Source organism: Novosphingobium aromaticivorans DSM 12444 (assembly GCF_000013325.1).
GTDB lineage: Bacteria > Pseudomonadota > Alphaproteobacteria > Sphingomonadales > Sphingomonadaceae > Novosphingobium > Novosphingobium aromaticivorans.
On sequence record NC_007794.1, the window covers coordinates 1,804,794 to 1,826,900 of the forward strand.

A 22,107-nucleotide genomic window follows, 5' to 3' on the forward strand; every position below is an offset into this window, starting at 1 on the left:
ATTCGTATCCGGTTCACCAATCCACAAACAGAAGGATTTGAGTCTATGTCGATCGTCGGAACCAAGCTGAAGCCGTTCCAGGCTACCGCTTTCCATCAGGGCAAGTTCGTCGACGTCAGCGACGCGGACGTGGTCGGCAAGTGGGGTGTGTTCTTCTTCTACCCCGCCGACTTCACCTTCGTCTGCCCGACCGAGCTTGAAGACCTCGCCGGCATCTATGAAGAGCTGCAGGGCCTCGGCGTCGAAGTCTACTCGGTCTCGACCGACACCCACTTCAGCCACAAGGCCTGGCACGACAGCTCGCCGGCCATCGGCAAGATCAACTACTACATGCTCGGCGACCAGAACCACACGATCTCGAACAACTTCGGCATCCTGCGCGAAGGCGTCGGCCTTGCCGACCGTGGCACCTTCGTGACCGACCCGGACGGCACGATCCAGCTCGTCGAGATCACGCCCGAAGGCGTGGGCCGCAACGCTGCGGAACTGCTGCGCAAGATCAAGGCCGCCAAGTACTGGCGCGAGCACCCCGGCCAGGTCTGCCCTGCCAAGTGGGAAGAAGGGGCCGAAACGCTTGCTCCGTCGATCGATCTCGTCGGCAAGATCTGATTTTCCCCGCAGGGTGATCGCCGCGTGGGGCTGATCACCTTGCCATAATCGCCGGACGGGCCGTGCCGAGCACGGGCGGCCCGCCGGTTCCACGATACAGATCACATCGCCCGTTGATTTCCCGTGCGCCGACCATCCGGTGACGCGCGGACCTGTATGTCCAAAGGATTTGACAATGCCCGTTCTCGACGCCGCCACCACTGCCCAGCTCAAGGCCTATCTAGGCAACCTGCGCCGTCCGATCGAACTGGTCGCAACGCTCGACGACAGCCCGAAGTCGGCCGAAATGCGCAGCCTCGTCGAGGAAATCGTCGCGCAGTCGGACAAGGTTTCGGCTCGTTTCGACGGCACCGGCGAGCGCGTGCCGAGTTTTGCCATCCGCGCGGACGAGGGCAGGGCGCAGGCCGTGTTCGCGGGCCTTCCGATGGGCCACGAATTCACTTCCCTGATCCTTGCGCTGCTCCATGTCGGCGGACACCCGCCCAAGGAAGACGCCGACCTGCTCGACCAGGTGCGCGGCCTCGAAGGTCCGCTGCACTTCGAGACGTTCTTCTCGCTCACCTGCCAGAACTGCCCTGACGTGGTGCAGGCGCTGAACATCATGGCGGCGCTCAATCCGAACGTCAGCCACGTCGCCATCGACGGCGCGCTGTTCAAGGATGAGGTCGAGCGGCGCCAGATCATGGCCGTGCCGACCGTTTACCTCAACGGCGAACTGTTCGGTTCGGGCCGCATGGACCTCGCCCAGATCGTGGCGAAGCTGGACACCAACGCCTCTGCCCGCGCTGCCGAGAAGATCGCGGCAAAGGAGCCTTTCGACGTGCTTGTCGTCGGCGGCGGTCCCGCAGGCGCGGCGGCTGCGATCTATGCCGCGCGCAAGGGCATCCGCACTGGCGTCGTGGCCGAACGTTTCGGTGGCCAGGTGCTCGACACCATGGGCATCGAGAACTTCATCTCCATCCAGCATACCGAAGGGCCGAAGCTGGCGGCGCAACTGGAACAGCACGTCAAGGAATACGACGTCGACGTGATGAACCTCCAGCGCGCGACCGGGCTGGTGCCGGCGGGCGATGACGGCCTGCACGAAGTGAAGCTGGAGAACGGGGCAAGCCTCAAGGCGAAGACGCTGATCCTGTCGACCGGCGCGCGCTGGAGGCAGATGGGCGTTCCCGGCGAGGACGAGTATCGCAACAAGGGTGTCGCCTATTGCCCGCACTGCGACGGACCGTTGTTCAAGGGCAAGCGGACGGCTGTGATCGGTGGCGGCAACTCTGGCGTGGAAGCCGCGATCGACCTTGCCGGCATCGTCGCCCATGTCACGCTGATCGAGTTCGACAACCAGCTTCGCGCCGACGCCGTGCTCCAGACCAAGCTGCGCTCGCTGCCCAACGTCACCATCGTCACGTCGGCGCTCACAACCGAAGTCCTCGGTGACGGGGCGAAGGTGACGGGCCTCGTCTACAAGGACCGCGAGACCGGCCAGACGCACACGGTCGAACTGGAAGGCATCTTCGTGCAGATCGGCCTCGTGCCCAACACCGAATGGCTCAAGGGCGCGATCGATCTCAGCCCGCGCGGCGAGATCGAGGTCGATGCGCGCGGCGCGACCAGTGTGCCCGGCGTATTCGGCGCGGGCGATGCGACGACTGTGCCGTACAAGCAGATCGTCATCGCGATGGGCGAGGGTTCGAAGGCTGCGCTGTCCGCATTCGATTACCTTATCCGACAGGGTTGATCGCACGCTTTTCAGGTCTCAAGCGGCGGCGGGGTGCAAAGGCTCCGTCGCCGCTTTTCACATGTGGCGATTGCCTTTGCGTCGTCAGGACGTTAGCGGTCTTGTCCTGCGTTGTCATTCGGAGAGGAAACGATGGGCGGCTTGAAGATTTCTGCACCAATGGTGCTGCTTGCCGGTGTCGGGGCGGTCGCGCTGGGGGCATCCGCGTCGGCAAGGCCCGCCTTTCGCGACCTGAACCACAATGGCCGGCTCGATCCATACGAGAACGTCGCGCTGCCGGTCGAACGGCGGCTCGACGATCTGCTCAAGCGGATGACGCTGGAGGAAAAGGTCGCGCTCATGCTCCACGGAACGCTTCAGGCCGAAGGCGGACGCGGCATCGGGGTGGGCAATGCCTACGACACGGCCCTTGCGCAGGAACTCCTTGCGCGCGGGGTCAACAGTTTCATCACCCGCATCGCACCCGAACCCCGCGCCTTCGCGACGCAGAACAATGCGATCCAGCGGCTTGCCGAGGCGACCCGGCTCGGCATTCCCGCCACGATCAGCACCGATCCGCGCAATCACTTCCAGGTAGTGGTCGGCGCAAGCAGCGATGCCAGCGGCTTCTCCAAATGGCCCGAGACGCTCGGCATGGCCGCCATCGGCGACGAGAAGCTGGTTGAGCGGTTCGGCCGACTGGTCGCCGCCGAATATCGCGCCGTCGGCATCCAGATGGCCCTGTCGCCACAGGCCGACCTCTATACCGAGCCACGCTGGCCGCGCGGCAACGCGACGTTCGGCTCGGACCCGGCCACGGTCTCGCGTCTTGCCGGTGCATATGTGCGCGGGTTCCAGGGCGGCGCGGACGGACTCGTCCGCTCTGGCGTCGCGACCGTGGTCAAGCACTGGGTCGGCTATGGCGCCGAGCCCGAGGGCTTTGACGGCCACAACTATTACGGCCGCATCGCCCGTCTCGACAACGAAAGCTTCGCCCAGCACGTTGCCGCTTTCGAAGGCGCGCTCGCCGCGAAGTCGGCAGGCGTAATGCCCACCTATGTCATCGCGGAGGGCGTGAGCATCGATGGCAAGCCGCTGCCGCAGGTCGGCGCGGGCTTCAGCAAGCCTCTGATCGAGGGACTTCTGCGCGGCACCCACAAGTTCGGCGGCATCGTCATTTCCGACTGGGGCATCACCAACACCTGCCCCGAACAGTGCAGCAACCCGACGGCCGAAAAGCCCCAGGGCTTTGCGATCGCGATGCCGTGGGGCGTCGAGGGTCTGTCCGAGGAAGACCGCTACGCGCTGGGCGCGAATGCCGGGATCGACCAGTTCGGCGGCGTCGACAATCCAGGCCCTCTGCTTGCCGCCGTCCGTGCCGGGAAGGTTTCGCCCGCCCGGGTCGATCAGGCCGCCCGCCGCGTGCTTCGCCTGAAGTTCGAGCTTGGCCTGTTCGACGATCCCTATGTCGACGTCGAGAAGGCAGCGCAGATCGTCGGCAACAAGGCGACGCAGGCCGAGGCCGATGCAGCCCAGCGCGCCGCGCAGGTGCTGCTGTTGAACCGCAACGCGCTTCTGCCGCTCGCGCCGGGCCGAAAGGTTTGGCTCTCCGGTGTCGACGCCAGTGCCGCGCGTGCTGCCGGGCTGGTCGTGGTGGACACCGCCGAACAGGCCGAGGTGGCCATCGTTCGCGTTGCCACCCCGCACGAAGTCCTTCATCCTCACCACTTCTTCGGCTCGCGCCAGAACGAGGGCCGCCTCGACTTCCGTGCTGGAGACGAGGCGACCAGAACCATCGCCGCTGCCGCTGCGCGCATCCCGACCGTTGTGGCCGTCGACCTCGATCGTCCTGCCGTGCTGACCGAGGTGAAGGACAAGGCTACCGCGCTCTTCGGCCTGTTCGGCGCCAGCGATGCCGTGTTGCTGGATCTCGTCACCGGCAAGGCCCGGCCGGCGGGCAAGCTGCCGTTCGAACTGCCGTCCTCGGCAAAGGCGGTCGAGGATCAGCATCCGGGCCGACCGGACGACAGCGCCAACCCGCTCTTCCGGCGCGGTGACGGGCTGACCTATCCCTGAGGTCCAAAAGGCCGGGGAAATTCCGTGGCACCGGCCTTGCCGACTCTCGTGCGCTTCGCCAGAGCAACCGGCGTGAGCGCATCAATCGTCATCGGCGCCGACCGGTCCGGCGCCCCTGTCAGGATCGACGTCGAGGAGCTTCTTGCCACCCGCCTGCTGGTGCAGGGCAACAGCGGGTCGGGCAAGTCGCACCTGCTGCGCCGATTGCTGGAAGAAAGCGCCAGCATCGTCCAGCAGGTGGTGATCGACCCCGAGGGCGATTTCGTGACCCTCGCCGAACCTTTCGGCCATGTCGTGGTCGACGGTTCGGCTTATGACGGCGCTGAAATCGCCAAGCTGGCTGCTCGCATCCGCAAGCATCGCGCCTCGGTCATCCTCGCGCTCGACGGGCTCGAACTGGAAGCGCAGATGCGCTGCGCCGCCGTGTTCCTCAACACCCTGTTCGATGCCCCGCGCGACGAATGGTATCCGGCGCTGGTCGTGGTCGACGAAGCGCAGATGTTCGCCCCTGCCGCTGCCGGCGACGTTTCCGACGAAGTGCGCAGGCTCAGCCTCTCGGCCATGACCAATCTCATGTGCCGTGGGCGAAAGCGCGGGCTGGCCGGCGTGATCGCCACGCAGCGCCTGGCCAAGCTGGCCAAGAACGTCGCCGCCGAAGCGTCCAACTTCCTGATGGGCCGCACTTTTCTCGATATCGACATGGCCCGCGCCGCCGACCTTCTCGGCATGGAGCGGCGCCAGGCCGAAGCGATCCGCGATCTGGAGCGCGGGCATTTCCTCGGCCTGGGCCCCGCCATTGCCCGCCGCCCCGTCGGCGTTCGCATCGCGGACGTCCAGACGCATGCCCGAAACGTGGTGCAAGGGCTGATGCCGCTGCCCAATGCGGCAGGCGCAGAGATGGAATCGATCCTCCTGTCCGAACCGCTGGCGATGGAACCTCCACCCCGCGCGCCGGAACCGGAAGCGCCGCCGGTTGAGAGCGGCGAATTGCTCGAACAGATCGAAGGCTTCGTGCCCGCAGCCGAACAGGTCGAGCCGCCGGTCGCTCCGAGCCTGTTCGAAGCCGAGGAAACCGCGGCGAGCATAGCGGGCATTCTTGCCGAAATGGCGGCCGAGCCCGATTGCACGTTCCAGCCGGCCTCGCAGCTCTACCAGGACTTCACCGTCCGCTGCCGCATGCTGCGCATCCTGCCGGGAATGGACCTCAACGCCTTCCGTCGCCGCTTCGCGATGGCGGTCGCGGGCATCTTCGACGACAAGGAGCCGCAGTGGCAGGACCTCCTGCGCATCGGCAAGGACGTGCCGGACGACCTGCTCGCGCCGTTCCTGACGCTCGCCCGCGCGGCGGTTGAGGGCGCGCCCTGTCCCGATGACGACCGTCTGGCCGAGATTTACGGCACCCGTTCGTCTGGCCGGATTCGTCGGCTGCTGGAACACCTCGAGAAGGGCAACCTCATCGTCGTGCGCACCGATTACGGCGGGCGGCGTTCGGTCGGCATTCCGGCGCTTGGGCTGACCACGGCGCCGGTGGAAGCCTGACCCTTACTCGACGGTGTAGAAGTCGATCACCACGCTGTCGGGCTTGCGGATGCCGCGCGCCACGAAAACCTTGCGGCGCAGCCATTCGTACGGGCCGGCCTTTACCGAGAAGCGCGGCGTGGTGCGAAAATAGTAGGCGGAAGGATCGACCGGCTCTCCCTTGGCCAGTTTTTCGATCACATCGGGCGCAGCCGTGCGCACGCCGGGATTGGTCACCTCGATGACCGTGCCGTCGGCCGCCTTGAGGAAATAGCGCGCTTCGATGCTCGTAAGCCCGCCGGGCATGATGACCTGCCAATCGCCGCCGCCCGCCAGAACTTCACCGGAGAGGGCCGGTCCGGTCACCTTGCCACCGGTAATGGGAATGAATCGCTTGCGCCCGCTGTCCACTTCGCCCTGCTCGACAGGCGGGGCGAGAGTGGCGGTGACGGAGAATGCGTAGGTCAGCGTCGGCGCCGGTGCAGCGGGACCATCTGCCGCATGGGTGGGAAGCGGAGCCATGGCCAGCAGCGCCAGCGAAGAAAATGCGATGAATTTCAATTTGATTCCCCCTAATTCCTGTTCTGGTTCGGTGAGGACGCCGATGCGAAGAGGACGGAGTTGCACCCCTCGAAACGGAACAGCAATCTGTAGCAACGCGCAAATGCTTTGCACGATAACATTTGTAGCTTAAGGACCCCGTTTTTGCGGGCCGGCTTGTGCATTTCATGCTATGAACGGTTGCCGGCAGCAACGCTAACGTTGGAAGGACGTTCCTTGGCCACGGCAGAGATTACCCGCCAGTCCGTCGTACCCGAACTTGATCTCGACGGGATCGACGGCGTTCTGGGCCTCCACATCGGCACGGTAAACACGCTGTTCGTTTCGAGGCTGGAGAAGCATCTCGATCCCTTGCGCGTCACGCCCAAGCAGGTGGCGATCCTGTGGCTCGTCAACGCGAATCCGGGCGTCAAGCAGACCGACCTTTCCCGCTTCTTCCAGATTGAGCGGCCCACGGTTCACCAGTTCGTTCGCCAGTTGATAAAGAACAGCTTCCTGGTCAACGAGCCATCCAAGCTCGACCGGCGCGCAGGGGGGCTCTGGCTTACCGACGAGGGCCGCGAAGTCCTCGCCAAGGCGCGCAGCGCGATTGCCTCGCACGAGGATGAACTGACGTCGTGCCTGACCGGGCGGGAGAAGTCGGAGTTGTTCCGGATCCTGATGAAGCTCTACCTTCTCGCGCCTGCCAAGGACTGATATTCAGGCCCGCGAAAGCCGCGCCGTGCGAAGGCGGGGCATGAACCAGGGAAACCGCTTGATGAACCGCCTTGCTCTTGCTGCAATCCTCGTGGCGAGCGGGATGGGTGTTGCCGTGGCGCAGCCTGCGGGCGATGCCGTCCGCGGCAAGGCGGTGTTCGCGCGCTGCGCGGCCTGCCACGATCTGAATACCGGCGCGACCCGATTGGGCCCTTCGCTCAAGGGCGTTGTTGGCCGCACGTCCGGCACCATGCCGAACTTCAACTATTCGCAGGCGATGAAGGACAAGGCGGTCGTGTGGAACGCCACTACTCTCGATGCCTATCTGGCTGGCCCTGCGAAGTACATTCCGGGCAATCGCATGGCGTTCCCGCCGCTGACCAATCCGCAGGACCGCGCGGACCTCGTCGCCTTCCTCCAGCAATCCGCGCGCTGACGCACTCGCGCCGCGAACTTCAAGGGCCCCGCTCCGAAAGGCGCGGGGCCTTTTGCCATGCATTGCACGCGGCGGCTTCCCTCAAATAATCAATAACGATCATTCTTGATCGTTTATGTGCATCCTGCTATCGAGTCTCTCGACCGGCGCAAAGCCGACCGATTTGCCCCCAGGGATGCCATGAACGCTCAGACCGAGACCTTGATTGCCGCTGCCGCCATTCCGTTCGCGGTTCCGACCAGCCGTTGGGACGATGCCGTCGCGGCAAAGCTCGGCCCGGCAGAACTTCTGCTCTATCGCTCGAACCTGCTCGGTTCCGATCTTACCGTCACCAACTTCGGTGGCGGCAATACGTCGGCCAAGCTTGAAGAGATGGATCCGCTGACTGGTGAGCCGGTCGAAGTGCTGTGGGTCAAGGGTTCGGGCGGTGACATCGGCTCTATGAAGATCGACGGCTTTGCCACTCTTTACCAGGCAAAGCTGCTTGGCCTCGAGGCGCACTATGCCGGGCCGCAGGACGACGACAAGATGGTCGGCTTCCTGCCGCACTGCACGTTCAACCTCAACTGTCGCGCGGCCAGCATTGATACGCCGCTGCACTCGCTGCTGCCCTTCGCGCATGTCGATCACGTCCATCCCGATGCGATCATCGCGCTGGCCGCTTCCTCGGGGGGCGAGGCCGCCACGAAGGAAATCTGGGGCGGCCGGATCGGCTGGCTGCCGTGGAAGCGTCCCGGCTACACCCTTGGCGTGATGCTCCGCGATTTCGTCAAGGCTAACCCGGGCGTCGAAGGTGTCATGCTTGCCGGCCATGGCATCATCTGCTGGGCCGACAGCGCCAAGGCCTGCTATGAACATACCGTTCGGCTGATCGCGGACGCGGCCGGCTATCTCAATGCCCGGCTCGCCGAAAAGCCAGCGTTCGGAGGTCGGAAAGTGGCGCCGAACCCGGATCGGGCAAAGATCGCCGCCGACCTCATGCCTCGCCTGCGTGGCTTCATGACCGGTGCGCGCAACAAGCTTGGGCACTTCTCGGACGATGCCGAGGCGCTGGAGTTCGTTGGCTCGGTGGACTTCGAGCGTCTCGCCGCGCTTGGCACCTCGTGCCCCGACCATTTCCTGCGCACCAAGATCGCGCCGCTGACGCTCGATCCCTCGCGGCTGCAAGACGACGACTACCTCGCGCGGAAGATTGCCGGCTATCGCGATCTCTATGCGGCCTATTATGAACGCTGCAAGCGCCCGAACTCGCCGGCAATGCGCGATTCCAACCCTGTCGTCGTGCTCGTCCCGGGCGTCGGACGCATCACGTTCGCCACCGACAAGACCACCGCGCGGCTCGCTGGCGAATTCTACGGCAACGCCATCAACGTGATGCGCGGGGCCGAAGCCATCGGCGATTACATTGCGCTCGATGAGCAGGAAGCCTTCGACATCGAATACTGGCTGCTCGAAGAGGCCAAGCTCCAGCGCATGCCTGCGCCCCGGCCTCTGGTCGGCAAGATCGCGCTGGTCACCGGCGGGGCAGGGGGCATCGGCGCGGCATCGGCCGCCCGCCTGCTGCGCGAAGGCGCCTGCGTCGTGCTGGCCGATCGTGCCGCCGACGCGGTCGAGGACGTCCGCGCCGGTTTCGCAAGGCAGTTCGGCAACGACGTCGTGCGCGCGGCCGTCTGCGACGTGACCGACGAGGCGCAGGTCCAGGCTGCTTTCGACGTGGCCGCACGTGAATTTGGCGGGCTCGACATTCTGGTCGCCAACGCCGGCATCGCATCTTCTGCACCGCTCGAGGAAACGACCGTCGATCTGTGGAACCGCAACTACGACGTCCTCGCGCAGGGGTATTTCCTGACCTCCCGCTCCGCCTGGCCGCTCATGAAGCGCATGAAGGAGCAGGGCGGCGCGTCTGTCGTGTTCATCGGTTCCAAGAACGGCGTTGCCGCCGCTACGAACGCCAGTGCCTATGCTTCCGCGAAGGCTGCCGCGAACCATCTCGCGCGGTGCCTCGCGCTTGAAGGCGCGCCGTTCGGCATCCGCGTCAATACCGTCAACCCCGATGCCGTCATCAAGGGCAGCAAGATCTGGGACGGCGACTGGCGCAAGGAACGCGCCGGGGCCCACGGCATCGACAGCGGCAAGGAACTGGAAGAGCACTACCGCCAGCGCTCGATGCTCAAGCGCGATGTTCTGCCCGAAGATATCGCGGAAGCAGTCTATTTCCTCGCTTCGGACATGTCGGCAAAATCCACCGGCAACATGATCAACGTTGATGCGGGGAACGCCCAGGCCTTCACTCGCTGACCGTTCCCGGGAGAGGATAACGATGAAGAAAGCGGCATATCTTTTCGCGTTGGCGGCGAGCGTTCAGGTGGTTCCGGCCATCGCGCAGGACGGTCCGCCGCCTCTCGCGCCAGCGTCCGCCCCGGTCGAGCCGGACGCCGTTCCGCTCTACGGTGCGCAGACGCCGGGCAGCGCTTCGAGCGAGCAGTGGGTCAAGTTCGGCGGGCGCGACTATGCGGTCCGCAACGTAACGCGCCCGACGATCACGCCGGTCCTGCCCGATCCGGCGAAGGCGACGGGCGCGGCGGTCGTCGTCGCGCCTGGCGGTGCGTTCATGATGCTGGCGATGGACCACGAAGGCTGGAAGGTCGCCCGCGCCCTTGCCGACCGAGGCATCGCCGCGTTCGTGCTCAAGTACCGTCTCAACCCGACGCCGAGGGACGAGGCCGAAGCGGGCCGGTACATGAACGAGCAACTCGGCAGGGAAGTCGGCCATCCGATGACCGGCGACCTTCTCGGCAAGTCGATGGCCCCTGCTGACGGCAAGGCCGCCATCGCATGGGTCCGGACCAACGCCGCGCGCTTCGGCATCGATCCCGCACGCGTCGGCATGATCGGTTTCTCTGCTGGTGCCATGACCACGCGCCGCGTGGGCCTGGACGGCGACGCCGCCACGCGTCCTGCATTCCTCGGCTATATCTATGGCCCGCAGGACGCCGAGCCGGTGCCTGCCGATGCGCCACCGATGTTCGATGCCATCGCTCTCGACGATGCGCTCTTCCCGTCGAAGGGCTTTCCCATCGCCCAGGCCTGGCTCGATGCCAGGCGTCCGGTCGAGATCCACGGCTACCAGAAGGGCAACCACGGCTTCGGCCTTGGCCTGCCCGGCACCACCACCACCCTCCTGATCGACCAGTTCACCGCGTGGCTCCAGATGCAGGGCTTCCTCGCGCGAAAGGACAGCAAGTGACTCTCCCGATTTCCGCAGATCTCATCGCCGAACGCAACGCCCGCCACGTCGAGGCGCTCGAGGAAGATTATGCCGCGCTCGGTCGCAAGCTTGCACGCACCGGCATCGATATCGATGCGATCAAGGATCGCGTGGCGGGCTTCTCGGTCGCCGTTCCGTCGTGGGGCGCGGGACGCGGTGGCACGCGCTTCGCCAAGTTCCCGATCCCGGGCGAGCCGACCAACATCCATGAGAAGCTCGAGGACTGCGCGGTCATCCAGCAGCTCTCGCGCGTCACGCCCCGCGTCTCGCCGCATTTCCCGTGGGACAAGGTGAGCGACTACAAGGCCCTGCGCGAGGAAGCGGCAAGCCTCGGCCTTGGCTGGGATGCGGTCAACTCGAACACCTTCCAGGACCAGGTCGGGCAGGCCCATACTTACGCCAATGGCTCGCTCTCGGCGCAGGATGCCGCGACGCGCCGTCAGGCGGTCGAACACAACATCGAATGCATCGAGATCGGCGTTCAGCTCGGCTCGACCGACCTGACTGTGTGGGTCGGCGACGGCACCAACTTCCCCGGCCAGCAGGACCTTGGCCGCAGCCTCGACCGCTATCTCGATGGCGCTGCGCAGATCTATGCCGCGCTGCCCGACGACTGGCGGATGCTGCTCGAACACAAGATGTTCGAGCCGGCCTTCTACTCGACTGTCATCAGCGACTGGGGCTCGTCCATCCTCGCCGCGCAGGAACTCGGCCCCAAGGCCAAGTGTCTCGTCGATCTCGGCCACCATGCGCCCAACGTGAACATCGAGCAGATCGTCGCGCGCCTGCACCGCTTCGGAAAGCTCGGTGGCTTCCACTTCAACGACAGCAAGTACGGAGACGACGACCTCGATTCCGGCTCGATCAATCCGCACCAGTTGTTCCTCGTATTCAACGAACTGGTCGAGGCTGAGCTCAACCCGCGGGATGGCTTCAACCCCAGCTACATGATCGACCAGTCGCACAACGTGACCGACCCGATCGAATCCATGCTGTCTTCTGCCGAGACGATCACGCAGTGCTTCGCGAAGGCCCAGCTTGTGGATCGCGAGGCGCTTCACGCCGCGCAGGAAACCAACGACACGATGATGGCGTTCCAGGCCCTGCGGCGGGCCTACAACGTCGATGTCGCGCCGATCCTTGCCAAGGCGCGCATGGAAGCGGGCGGCGCGATCGACGTGCTCGAAGCCTACCGCACCAGCCAGTATCGCGGCCGGAAGGCGCAGGAACGCAAGGCTGTCGGCCTCGGCGCCGGCATCGTCTGAAAGACCTGCGATCCAATCAGAAGAAACGACATCGGGAGTGAGTAGAATGAACATCCGCAACGGCCTTTCGGTCGCAACGCTACTTGCCAGCACCACCGTGCTCACGCCCGCTGCACTCGCGGATACCGCACCTGCGGTGCAGGCCGCCCCGGCGGCATCGACACTCGACCAGCAGTTCCAGGATCCGCCGATGGAAGCGCGCCCGCGCGTCTGGTGGCACTGGATGAACGGCAACATCACCAAGGACGGCATTGCCAAGGACCTTGCGTGGATGAAGCGCGTCGGCATCGGCGGCCTCCAGAACTTCGACGCGGGGCTCGATACGCCGCAAGTGGTCGACAAGCGTCTCGTCTACATGACGCCCGAGTGGAAGGACGCCTTCCGCTTCGCCGCGATCGAGGCGGACCGGCTCGGCCTCGAGCTCGCCATCGCCGCATCCCCAGGCTGGTCGGAAACCGGCGGCCCGTGGGTCAAGGCCGAGGACGGCCTCAAGAAGGTCGTCTGGAGCGAGACCGTCCTGAAGGGCGGCAAGCGCTTTTCCGGCAAGCTGCCGCTCCCGCCGGCCGAGACCGGGCCTTTCCTCGACATGCCGGAATCCGATCCGCTTGCCGCCATTGTTGGCGATCATGGCTTCAAGGCGCCCGCACTATACAGCGACGTGGCGGTTCTGGCCGTTCCGGATCTGGGCAAGCCACTGCCGGTTCCCGCTTATTCGGCCGGCGGCAAATCGCTCGATGCGGCAGCGCTTTCTGATGGCAGTCTCAAGACCGGCGTGACGCTGGCGCGCGGTCCGGTCGATGCGCCCACGACCATCGTCGCCGCCTATGGCGCGCCCCAGACGGTCCGCTCGGCCACCGTCTCGATCCCGGGCGCCAAGGGCACGTTCTCCGGCCCAACCGTACAGATGCACCTCGAAGCCAGCGACGACGGGCAGGCGTGGCGCAAGGTGGCCGATTTCCCGGTGACTGCGGCGCCTTCCACGGTCGGCTTCCCGGCCGTCACCGCCCGCCAGTTCCGCCTCGTCCTTGCGCCACTGCCGTTCAACGGGTCGAACATGGGCGATCCGATGCCGGGCCTGGCTCCGGTCGGCGGCTTCGTCGAAATGATGGCCGCTGCCGCCAAGGCCCCCTTCGACGTCAAGCAGTTCCGCCTTTCGTCCGATGTGATGGTCGACCAGTTCGAGAGCAAGGCCGGCTTTGCTGTCGTGCCCGACTACTACGCCCTCGGCACGCCGGACGCCGCCGCGGCGGGCATCGATCCGAAGCAGGTGATCGACCTGACCGGGCGCATGAAGCCAGATGGCACGCTCGACTGGACGGCGCCCAAGGGCAACTGGCGGATCATCCGTCTCGGCTCCAGCCTGCTCGGCACGACCAACCATCCCGCGCCGCCCGAGGCAACCGGCCTCGAAGTCGACAAGTTCGACGGCGATGCGGTTCGCCGTTACCTTGAACACTATATCGGCATGTACAAGGACGCGGCCGGTTCGGAACTCGTCGGCAAGCGCGGCGTCCGCGCGATCCTGACCGATTCGATCGAGGTCGGCGCGGCCAACTGGACCCCGCGCATGGTCGAGCAATTCAAGCGCCTGCGCGGCTACGATCCCACGCCCTGGCTGCCCACGCTTGCCGGCGTTCTTGTCGGTACGCGGGCCCAGTCCGACGGGTTCCTGCGCGACTATCGCCAGACCCTGGCCGATCTCATGGCTTCCGAACACTATGGCACGGTTGCCAGGGTCGCGCACGAGAACGACCTCAAGGTCTATGGAGAGGCGCTGGAAGACAATCGTCCGTCGCTTGGCGATGACATCGCCATGCGCAGCCACGCCGACGTTCCGATGTCGGCGCTGTGGACCTTCTCCCGCAAGGCAGGGCCCAATCCCAGCTACATTGCCGACATGAAGGGTGCTGCCTCCACCGCCCACATCTACGGGCAGAACCTCGTCGCTGCGGAATCGATGACTTCCGCCCTCGCTCCCTGGGCCTATGCGCCCAACGAGTTGCGCCGCATCATCGACCTCGAATTTGCCAGCGGCGTGAACCGCCCGGTCGTTCACACCTCGGTGCACCAGCCCGTCGACGACAAGGTGCCCGGCATGTCGCTGATGATCTTCGGGCAGTACTTCAACCGGCACGAAGCCTGGGCCGAACTGGCGCGGCCCTGGGTCGACTACATGGCCCGTTCGTCGCTGTTGCTTCAGGCCGGCAGGAACGTCGCGGACGTGGCGTACTTCTATGGCGAGGAAGGGCCGCTCACCGCGCTCTACGGCCGCAAGCGCATCGAAGATGCGCCGAAGGTGCACGCCTATGACTTCATCAACCGCGACGCCCTGTTCGATGCGGTCGAAGTGCAGGGAGGCGAAGTCGTCGCGAAGGGCGGCGCGCGCTACAAGGCGATCCAGCTCGGCGGCTCGTCCCGGCGCATGACCTTGCCGACGTTGCGTCGCCTCGCGGCGCTGGTCGAAGCTGGCGCGACCGTTGTCGGCAGCCCGCCGGAAGGTTCACCCGCGCTCAACGACAGCGCGGCCGACTTCTCGGCGCTCGTCGCCAAGCTGTGGAGCGGTCAGCTGGTGACGAGGGTCGGGGCAGGGCAGGTGATTGCCTCTGCCGACATCGACCGCGCGCTTGCCGATGCCGGCATTGCGCCGGACCTGGTGCTCGATGGGACGTCGGAGGACGGCGAGGTGCTGTTCGTCCACCGCGCCCTGCCGGACGGCGACGCATGGTTCCTCAACAACCGCAAGGCAGCTCCGGAAGTCGTCGAGGCCCGTTTCCGCGTAACCGGCAAGCAACCGGAACTGTGGCACGCCGATACCGGCGAGACCGAGGCCATCTCCTACCGGATCGAGAATGGCCAGACGGTCGTACCGCTGACGCTCGATGCCGAGGATTCGGTCTTCGTCGTGTTCCGCAAGCCGGCCTCGGCCAATTCCATGGCGATCAAGAAGGGCGTTCCAGCGACCGTCGCGACGCTCGATGGTGCGTGGAAGGTCGCCTTCCAGCCCGGTCGCGGCGCCCCTGCATCCATCGCTCTGCCAAGGCTGGGTTCACTCAGCGATCAGGCCGATCCGGGCGTGAAGTACTTCTCGGGTCTTGCCACCTACACCAGCACTTTCACGCTGCCGAAGGGCGTGAAGCCGGGCCAGCCGCTATGGCTGAACCTCGGCCAGGTCGGTGAAATCGCCGAGGTCAGCGTCAACGGCAAGCATGCCGGATACGCCTGGCACAAGCCCTATCGCGTCAACATCGGGGCATCGGCGCGCAAGGGCGTCAATACGCTCGAAGTGAAGGTCGCCAACCTTTGGGTCAATCGCCTGATCGGCGATGCTCAGCCCAATGCGTCCCGGATCACCTGGACGGCGCTCCCGACCTATGGCCCCGACGCGCCTTTGCGGCCCTCGGGCCTGATCGGGCCGGTGACGCTTGAAGCTATTGGGGCGGGGGTGCCGTCGAAGCCCTGACGACGAGACTGAAATCCAGTTCGTGGAGGACATTGTCGGGCTCGTCGCGGCGTAGCAACAGCGCCGCGGCGGCCCGGCCCATCTCCTCGATGGGCTGGTAGACGGTGGTCAGATAGGGCCAGACCGACTTCGCCACCCAGCTATCGTCGAAGCCGCAGACTGAAACGTCGTTCGGCACTTTCAGTCCGGCCTGCGAGCAGGCGACCATGACGCCTGCGGCCGAATCGTCGTTCGCGGCAAAGATCGCGGTCGGGCGGGGGGTTGCCGCCAGAACCTTCGCACCCGCTGCGATGCCGCTTTCGAAGCTGAAATTGCCTTCCGCCTCGATGATGGGGTTCTCCGCGCCGAGCCTGTGCAACTCGTCGATGAAGCCTTGGCGTCGCCGTCCCGCCGCGCCGTGGCTGGCGGGCCCGCGCACCACGGCAAAGCGCCTGTGCCCCAGTTCCCACAGGTGGCGCGCGGCGGCGGCTGCTGCTGCCGCGTCATCGATGCAGACCCCGGGCGATCGGTCGGGCTGAATGTCCGGCGCAATGCGTACATAGCGGATGCCGCTACGGTCGAGGAAATCGAGTAGCACCACGTTGTCGGTAAGGGGAGGCGTTAGCACGAACCCGTCGCATCGGCTGTTGCGCACCATCGCCGCCAGTTGTGCCTCGAACTTTTCGGCGGGAACCGTCGAATCGATGTTGTCGATGCGCAGGTGGTGCTGCTGGTCGCGGCAGGTCTCGTACACGCCCTTCTGGATGTTCATCGTGTAGTTCGGGCTGGGGTTGTCGAACAGCAGGCCGACGATGAAAGCCCGCGATCCGGCAAGCGAGCGCGCTGCCGTATCCGGAACGTAATTGAGTTCGGCAATCGCCGCCTCGACCTTTGCCCTCAGCTTTGCCGATACGTGCGGCTCGGCGTTGATTACGCGAGACACGCTCTTTAGCGAGACGCCAGCGAGTTTTGCCACGTCCTCCATCGTTGCGTGTGCGTTGCCGCGGCTCGTACTTGCGATGTTCATTTCACCCATGCCGATCTTCGTGCTGGCGGCCTTTTAGCCGATCCATTGATTTCGTCATCAGCCTTGTCGTGTCCATTCCGCAATCTCACGCGCCGGTGTCGATATCATGCTGACAGCGCAATCTTGACAGCGTTGCCATACTACTTCAACTCATCGTGTACGAGTTGGAAAACAAGACTCGTCGACAGGAAGAGGAAATCGCGGCGCACCATGCTGCTCCGTGCCTGAGAGGATCGCTTCACAGCTGCGATCAGGGCCTCCGCTTGTCGCCTTGCGCAGATACCGGAGCACCCATTCGATGTTTCTTTCCCGCCGCCTTCTCGTATCGGCTTCATCGGTTCTGGCCCTTTCCGCGACGGCCATCCACGCCGCGCCAGCCTCTCCCGCCGACATTGCCAAGGCCGACGCGCGCGCTGCCGCCACGGTCCGCCAGATGACCGGCGAGGAAAAGGTCGTCCTCACGCACGGCATCATGCCGCTGCCGCTTGCAGGCCCCGTTCCCGGAATGCCCGCCGATGCGATTCCCGGCGCGGGCTACATCGCCGGCATCGAGCGTCTCGGCATTCCTGCGCTGAAGGAAACCGACGCAAGCCTCGGCGTCTCCTACGTCATGGGCATCCGCAAGGACGGAGCCACCGCGCTCCCGTCGGGCGTCGCGCAGGCGGCTTCGTGGAACCCGGATCTCCTCTATCGCGGCGGTGCGATGATCGGTTCGGAAGCGCGGGCCAAGGGCTTCAACGTGCTGCTCGCCGGCGGCGTCAATCTCATGCGCGACCCGCGCAACGGCCGCACCTTCGAATATCTCGCTGAAGACCCCCTTCTGTCGGGAATGCTGGTCGGCGCCGCGATCCGTGGCATCCAGTCGAACAACATCATTTCCACGATCAAGCACTTCGCACTCAACGGCCAGGAAACCGGGCGCAAGTACGTCGACGTGAAAATCGACGAAGGCGCCGCGCGCGAGAGCGACCTGCTGGCCTTCCAGATCGGCATCGAGCAGGGCCAGCCGGGGTCGGTCATGTGCGCCTACAACCGCGTCTGGGGCGAGCAGGCTTGCGCCAACGACTGGCTGCTCAACAAGGTGCTCAAGCAGGCCTGGGGCTACAAGGGCTTCGTCATGTCCGATTGGGGCGCGGTCCCGAACATCGAGGCCGCGCTCAAGGGCCTCGACCAGCAATCGGGCGAACAGCTCGATCCCGGCGTGTTCTTTGCCGACAAGCTCAAGGAAAAGGCGGCGTCCGATCCGGCGTACAAGGCGCGGCTCGATGACATGAACCGCCGCATCCTGACCGCGATCTACGCCTCGGGCCTGGACAAGGCGCCGGCCACGCCTGGCGGCAAGATCGACTTCGCCGCCAATGCCCAGGTGGCCGAGGAAGTGGCGAAGCAGGGCATCGTTCTGTTGAAGAACGACGGCGCGCTCCCGCTCGCCAAGTCGGCAAGGTCCATCGCCATCATCGGCGGCTATGCCGACGGCGCGGTGCTTTCGGGTGCCGGCTCGAGCCAGGTACACGGCGAGGGCGGACCCGCCGTCGTCCGTCCGGTGGGCGGAAAGGGCGTCTGGGCGGGCTTCATTGCCCAGCAGTACCACCGCTCCAGCCCGATGGACGCGATCCAGGAGCTGGCGAAGGACGCGAAGGTCACGTTCCGCGATGGCCGCTACATCGCTGATGCCGTCGAGAAGGCGCGCCAATCGGAAGTCGCCATCGTCTTCGCCACGCAGTGGCAGACCGAAGGCCTGGACGTGCCCGACCTCTCGCTTCCGGACGGGCAGGACGAACTGATCGCTGCCGTTGCCGCCGCCAATCCCAGGACCATCGTCGTCCTGGAAACCGGCGGCCCGGTCAAGATGCCGTGGCTCGACAAGGTCGCCGGCGTGATCGAGGCGTGGTATCCCGGCGCGCGCGGCGGCCCGGCCATCGCTTCGGTCCTGTTCGGCGATACCAACCCTTCCGGCCGCCTCCCGCTGACCTTCCCGAAGGACGAAAGCCAGCTCCCGCGTCCCCGGCTCGACGGCAGCGACTGGGTCGAGCCCGACTTCTCGGGCAACCCCAGTTCCGGAAGCGACAAGCTGGTGTCCGACTACGACATCGAGGGCTCTGATGTCGGCTATCGCTGGTTCGCGCGAAAGGGCCAGAAGGCGCTGTTCCCGTTCGGCCACGGCCTGTCCTACACCACCTTCGAAAGCTCCGGCCTCAAGGTGAAGGGCCTCGCGGCCAGCTTCACCGTAAAGAACACCGGCCAGCGCGCGGGCGACGACGTGGCGCAGGTCTATCTGGTCAGCCGCAACGGCCAGGCCAGGCAGCGCCTCGTCGCGTTTCAGCGCGTCAGTCTCGCACCCGGCGCGTCGAAGTCCGTGACAGTCACCTTCGATCCGCGCATCCTGGCGGACTACAGGAACGGCGGCTGGGTCATGGGAGGAGGGGAATATGCCTTCGCGCTCGGCAAGGACGCGGAGAACCTGTCCGCACCGGTGAAGGTCAAGCTCGCTGCAAAGAAGTGGAAGGACTGAGGATGCACAAGACATTGCAAGTGCTCGCGTTCGGCGCATCGCTGATCGCGACCGCTGCCGGCGCACAGACCGTCGCCACGGGATCGGGGGCTGTAAAGGGCGTGACCGCCGGAACCGTCAGCGCATTCAAGGGCATCCCCTATGCCGCGCCGCCGGTGGGCGAGAACCGCTGGCGCGCGCCGCAGCCGGTCGCCACATGGATCGGTGAGCGGGACGCTTCCCGCTATGGCTCCGACTGCGCCCAGGCCCCGTTCCCGCCAGACGCCGCCCCGATCACCACGACGCCCTCGGAGGATTGCCTCTATCTCAACGTATGGAAGCCCGCGTCCGCCAAGGCGGGAGCGAAGCTGCCGGTCATGGTCTGGATCCACGGCGGCGGTTTCGTGAACGGAGGTTCCTCGCCCGCATCCTATTCGGGCGAGAACTTCGCGCGCGACGGCGTCGTTCTCGTCAGCCTGAACTACCGCCTCGGCCGCTTCGGCTTCTTTGCCCACCCGGGCCTGGCGGCAGAAGGCTTCGGCGGCAACTTCGGCTTCCTCGACCAGATCGCGGCGCTGAAATGGGTCCAGGCCAACGTCGCCGCGTTCGGCGGCGATCCGGCCAACGTCACCGTCTTCGGCGAAAGCGCGGGCGGCATGTCGATGCACATGCTGCTCCAGTCCCCGATTGCCCGCGGGCTGTTCCACAAGGCGATCGTCGAAAGCGGTGGTGGCCGCGACCGCGCGCTGCCCATGCCGACCATCGCCGTCGCTGCCAAGGCTGGCGAAGCATTCGCCCCCGGACTCGACGCCGCTGGCCTGCGCGCCCTTCCGGCGGAAAAGGTCACTGGCGACCTGTCGATGATGACCATGGGCAAGCCCGACTATTCCGGTCCGATGGTCGATGGCCGCACCATCCTTGGCTCCAGCGTCGATGGCATCGCGGGCGGCCTCTATGCCCGGGTCCCGGTCATGGTCGGCGCCAATTCCGCCGACGGCTTCCCCTTCGTCACCGACAAGGACAAGATCTTCGCGACCTATGGCGACAAGGCCGACGAGGCGCGCAAGCTCTATGATCCCGAGGGCAAGCTCACGGGCCTCGTCGTCGGCACCATGACCAGCGCAGACCGCACATTCATCGAGCCTGCGCGCGCCGTCGCCCGTGCACTCGCCGCACGCGGCCAGCCCGCCTACCTCTATCGCTTCGCCTATGCCCATCCGGATATGCAGGCGGCGATGGGCGGTGCCCCGCATGCGAGCGAGATACCTTACGTCTTCGACACGGTCGCCACGCGCACGCAGTGGAAGATGGTGCCCGCCGAACCTGCCGTCGCCACGGTCACGCACAAGCTCTGGATCGAGTTCGCCCGCACCGGCAAGCCCGGAGCAAGCTGGCCTGCGGCAACAGTCGACGACACTCGCGTCATGCTCATCGACGCGAAGGGCGCGGCCCATGTCGAAGACCCGTATCGCGCGCGGCTCGATTTCGTCGAGGCGCTCGTCACCCAGGGCAAGTGATCCACCGATCCGGAGGCGGCGACAGGCATCGCGGCCTCCGGATAGGCATAATTCTACCAGACGCGTTGACAATCGCGCCGGAGTGGTCATTTCTGGCCCATGCTTTCGCAAAAGACGCGATACACGATCCGAGCCCTGCAACATCTCGCCGATACCTGGGGCCAGGGCGCCGTGCGCCTCGATGCCATCGCCGAGAAGCAGAACATTCCCCGAAAGTTCCTGACCGTTATCCTTTCGGAAATGGCGCGCGAAGGCATCGTCATTTCCCATCGCGGTCGCGACGGGGGGTATGAACTCGCGCTTCCGCCCGTCGACATCCGCTATGGCGATATCATTCGCCTCACGCGCGGCAGTCTCGCGCTCGTGCCTTGCGCCAGCCGCAATGCGCACGAACACTGCAACAACTGCCTACCGGAGGTCGACTGCCGCCTGCGCGGCCTGATGCTCCAGTTGCGCGACGAGACAGCCGCGATCCTCGATCGCATAACCCTGGCGGATCCGATTGCGGTAGAGCCGCCCTTCGCAGAAGCCTGAGACCGCCGATCTGTCCGTTTCGGGCCAGAAATTGGCCGCGCCGGCCACGGTCCGCGCAAAACCGGTGAACTTCACTTGGCGTTCAGGAACCGGCTGGCTATAGGGTCGGCATGACGCTTCATGCCATGCGCCGTTCGATGCGCCTCGCCGTCCTCGCTGCAGCCACTGTCGCCATCGGCGTCACCGCCGGCTGTGCTGGCGGGGGGAAGGGCAAGAAGGACGTCGCCTACGTCGCGCGCGATGTCGATACGCTCTACACTGCGGCCAAGGAACGCCTGGACCGCGGCGATTCCAAGCAGGCCGCTGCCCTGTTCGACGAGGTGGAACGCCAGCATCCCTATTCCCCCTGGGCTCGCCGCGCCCAGTTGATGAGCGCGTTCAGCTACTACGTGGCGCGCGACTATTCGAAGTCGGTCCAGTCCGCGCAGCGCTTCCTGTCGATCCACCCCGGCAACAAGGACGCGCCCTACGCCTACTATCTGATCGCGCTCTGCTATTACGAGCAGATCTCCGACGTCACGCGCGACCAGAAGATCACCCAGCAGGCGCTGACCGCCATGAACGAGCTGGTCCGCCGCTACCCCAATACGGACTACGCCGCCGACGCGCGCCTCAAGATCGACCTGATCAACGATCACCTTGCCGGCAAGGAAATGGAGATCGGCCGCATGTACCAGCGCAGCGGCAAGTGGCTCGCCAGCTCGCTGCGCTTCCGTACCGTCGTCGACAAGTACCAGACGACCAGCCATGCGCCCGAAGCCCTCTACCGCCTCGTCGAAAGCTATCTCTCGCTGGGCCTGCCAGTCGAAGCGCAGAAGGCTGCCGCCGTGCTCGGTTCCAACTACCCGGGCAGCAAGTGGTACGAACGCTCGTTCGAACTGATGAACAAGTACGCTCCGGGCACCCAGGCAAGCTGACGCCTGCGCCGGGCCTGACCGCCGGCTGCTCCCACGGGG

16 protein-coding genes are annotated in these 22,107 nt (G+C 65.5%); 14 read left to right on the forward strand and 2 right to left on the reverse strand.

Translation table 11 applies throughout. The annotated features are described in order from the left end of the window. Positions 1-45 precede the first annotated feature (45 nt). From ahpC to SARO_RS08610, 4 genes are all read left to right on the forward strand, one after another. Positions 46-609, forward strand: a complete 564-nt coding sequence (gene ahpC / locus SARO_RS08595) for an alkyl hydroperoxide reductase subunit C (protein WP_011445367.1) — start codon at positions 46-48, stop codon at positions 607-609. 175 nt (positions 610-784) lie between these two features. Continuing rightward, positions 785-2,344, forward strand: a complete 1,560-nt coding sequence (gene ahpF / locus SARO_RS08600; RefSeq protein WP_011445368.1) for an alkyl hydroperoxide reductase subunit F — start codon at positions 785-787, stop codon at positions 2,342-2,344. A 132-nt stretch (positions 2,345-2,476) separates the two neighbouring features. Then, positions 2,477-4,399: a glycoside hydrolase family 3 protein gene (locus tag SARO_RS08605; RefSeq protein ID WP_011445369.1), complete on the forward strand. Its 1,923-nt coding sequence runs from the start codon at positions 2,477-2,479 to the stop codon at positions 4,397-4,399. 72 nt (positions 4,400-4,471) lie between these two features. Beyond that, a complete protein-coding gene (locus SARO_RS08610; protein WP_041550251.1) occupies positions 4,472-5,938 on the forward strand; it encodes an ATP-binding protein in 1,467 nt (488 codons plus the stop codon). A gap of 3 nt (positions 5,939-5,941) precedes the next feature. On the opposite strand, the gene SARO_RS08615 is transcribed toward SARO_RS08610, so the two are convergent. Next, the gene (locus SARO_RS08615; RefSeq protein ID WP_143004892.1) at positions 5,942-6,439 is read right to left on the reverse strand and encodes a DUF3237 domain-containing protein; all 498 of its coding nucleotides are present in this window, start codon (positions 6,437-6,439) and stop codon (positions 5,942-5,944) included. A gap of 255 nt (positions 6,440-6,694) precedes the next feature. On the opposite strand from SARO_RS08615, the gene SARO_RS08620 reads away from it, so the two are divergent. From SARO_RS08620 to SARO_RS08645, 6 genes are all read left to right on the forward strand, one after another. Continuing rightward, entirely contained in the window at positions 6,695-7,174 is a 480-nt protein-coding gene (locus tag SARO_RS08620) for a MarR family winged helix-turn-helix transcriptional regulator (RefSeq protein WP_176929338.1), read from the forward strand. 61 nt (positions 7,175-7,235) lie between these two features. Beyond that, positions 7,236-7,610, forward strand: coding sequence for a c-type cytochrome (locus tag SARO_RS08625; RefSeq protein WP_011445373.1), 375 nt, complete (start codon positions 7,236-7,238; stop codon positions 7,608-7,610). 180 nt (positions 7,611-7,790) lie between these two features. Next, positions 7,791-9,908, forward strand: coding sequence for a bifunctional rhamnulose-1-phosphate aldolase/short-chain dehydrogenase (locus SARO_RS08630; protein WP_011445374.1), 2,118 nt, complete (start codon positions 7,791-7,793; stop codon positions 9,906-9,908). A 22-nt stretch (positions 9,909-9,930) separates the two neighbouring features. Further along, positions 9,931-10,857, forward strand: a complete 927-nt coding sequence (locus SARO_RS08635; protein ID WP_011445375.1) for an alpha/beta hydrolase — start codon at positions 9,931-9,933, stop codon at positions 10,855-10,857. Further along, the gene (gene rhaI / locus SARO_RS08640) at positions 10,854-12,143 is read left to right on the forward strand and encodes an L-rhamnose catabolism isomerase (protein WP_011445376.1); all 1,290 of its coding nucleotides are present in this window, start codon (positions 10,854-10,856) and stop codon (positions 12,141-12,143) included. Before SARO_RS08635 ends, rhaI begins: the two co-directional genes overlap by 4 nt. A gap of 46 nt (positions 12,144-12,189) precedes the next feature. Beyond that, on the forward strand, positions 12,190-15,603 hold the full coding sequence (locus SARO_RS08645; RefSeq protein ID WP_011445377.1) for a glycosyl hydrolase: 3,414 nt from the start codon (positions 12,190-12,192) through the stop codon (positions 15,601-15,603). On the opposite strand, the gene SARO_RS08650 is transcribed toward SARO_RS08645, so the two are convergent. Beyond that, positions 15,572-16,567: a LacI family DNA-binding transcriptional regulator gene (locus tag SARO_RS08650; RefSeq protein ID WP_176929337.1), complete on the reverse strand. Its 996-nt coding sequence runs from the start codon at positions 16,565-16,567 to the stop codon at positions 15,572-15,574. The two genes, SARO_RS08645 and SARO_RS08650, sit on opposite strands and share 32 nt — an antisense overlap. 340 nt (positions 16,568-16,907) lie before the next feature. Between SARO_RS08650 and SARO_RS08655 the strand changes: the two genes are divergently transcribed. The 4 genes from SARO_RS08655 to SARO_RS08670 all read left to right on the forward strand — a co-directional run bounded on the left by SARO_RS08655 (position 16,908) and on the right by SARO_RS08670 (position 22,068). Further along, positions 16,908-19,121 carry a beta-glucosidase gene (locus tag SARO_RS08655; protein WP_011445379.1) on the forward strand — a complete coding sequence of 738 codons (2,214 nt, stop codon included), beginning with the start codon at positions 16,908-16,910 and terminating at the stop codon, positions 19,119-19,121. Positions 19,122-19,123: 2 nt separating this feature from the next. Further along, positions 19,124-20,617, forward strand: a complete 1,494-nt coding sequence (locus tag SARO_RS08660; RefSeq protein ID WP_011445380.1) for a carboxylesterase/lipase family protein — start codon at positions 19,124-19,126, stop codon at positions 20,615-20,617. A 99-nt stretch (positions 20,618-20,716) separates the two neighbouring features. Continuing rightward, complete coding sequence (locus tag SARO_RS08665; RefSeq protein WP_011445381.1) at positions 20,717-21,151, forward strand: RrF2 family transcriptional regulator; 435 nt, start codon at positions 20,717-20,719, stop codon at positions 21,149-21,151. Positions 21,152-21,261: 110 nt separating this feature from the next. After that, a complete protein-coding gene (locus SARO_RS08670) occupies positions 21,262-22,068 on the forward strand; it encodes an outer membrane protein assembly factor BamD (RefSeq protein WP_011445382.1) in 807 nt (268 codons plus the stop codon). Positions 22,069-22,107 lie beyond the last annotated feature (39 nt).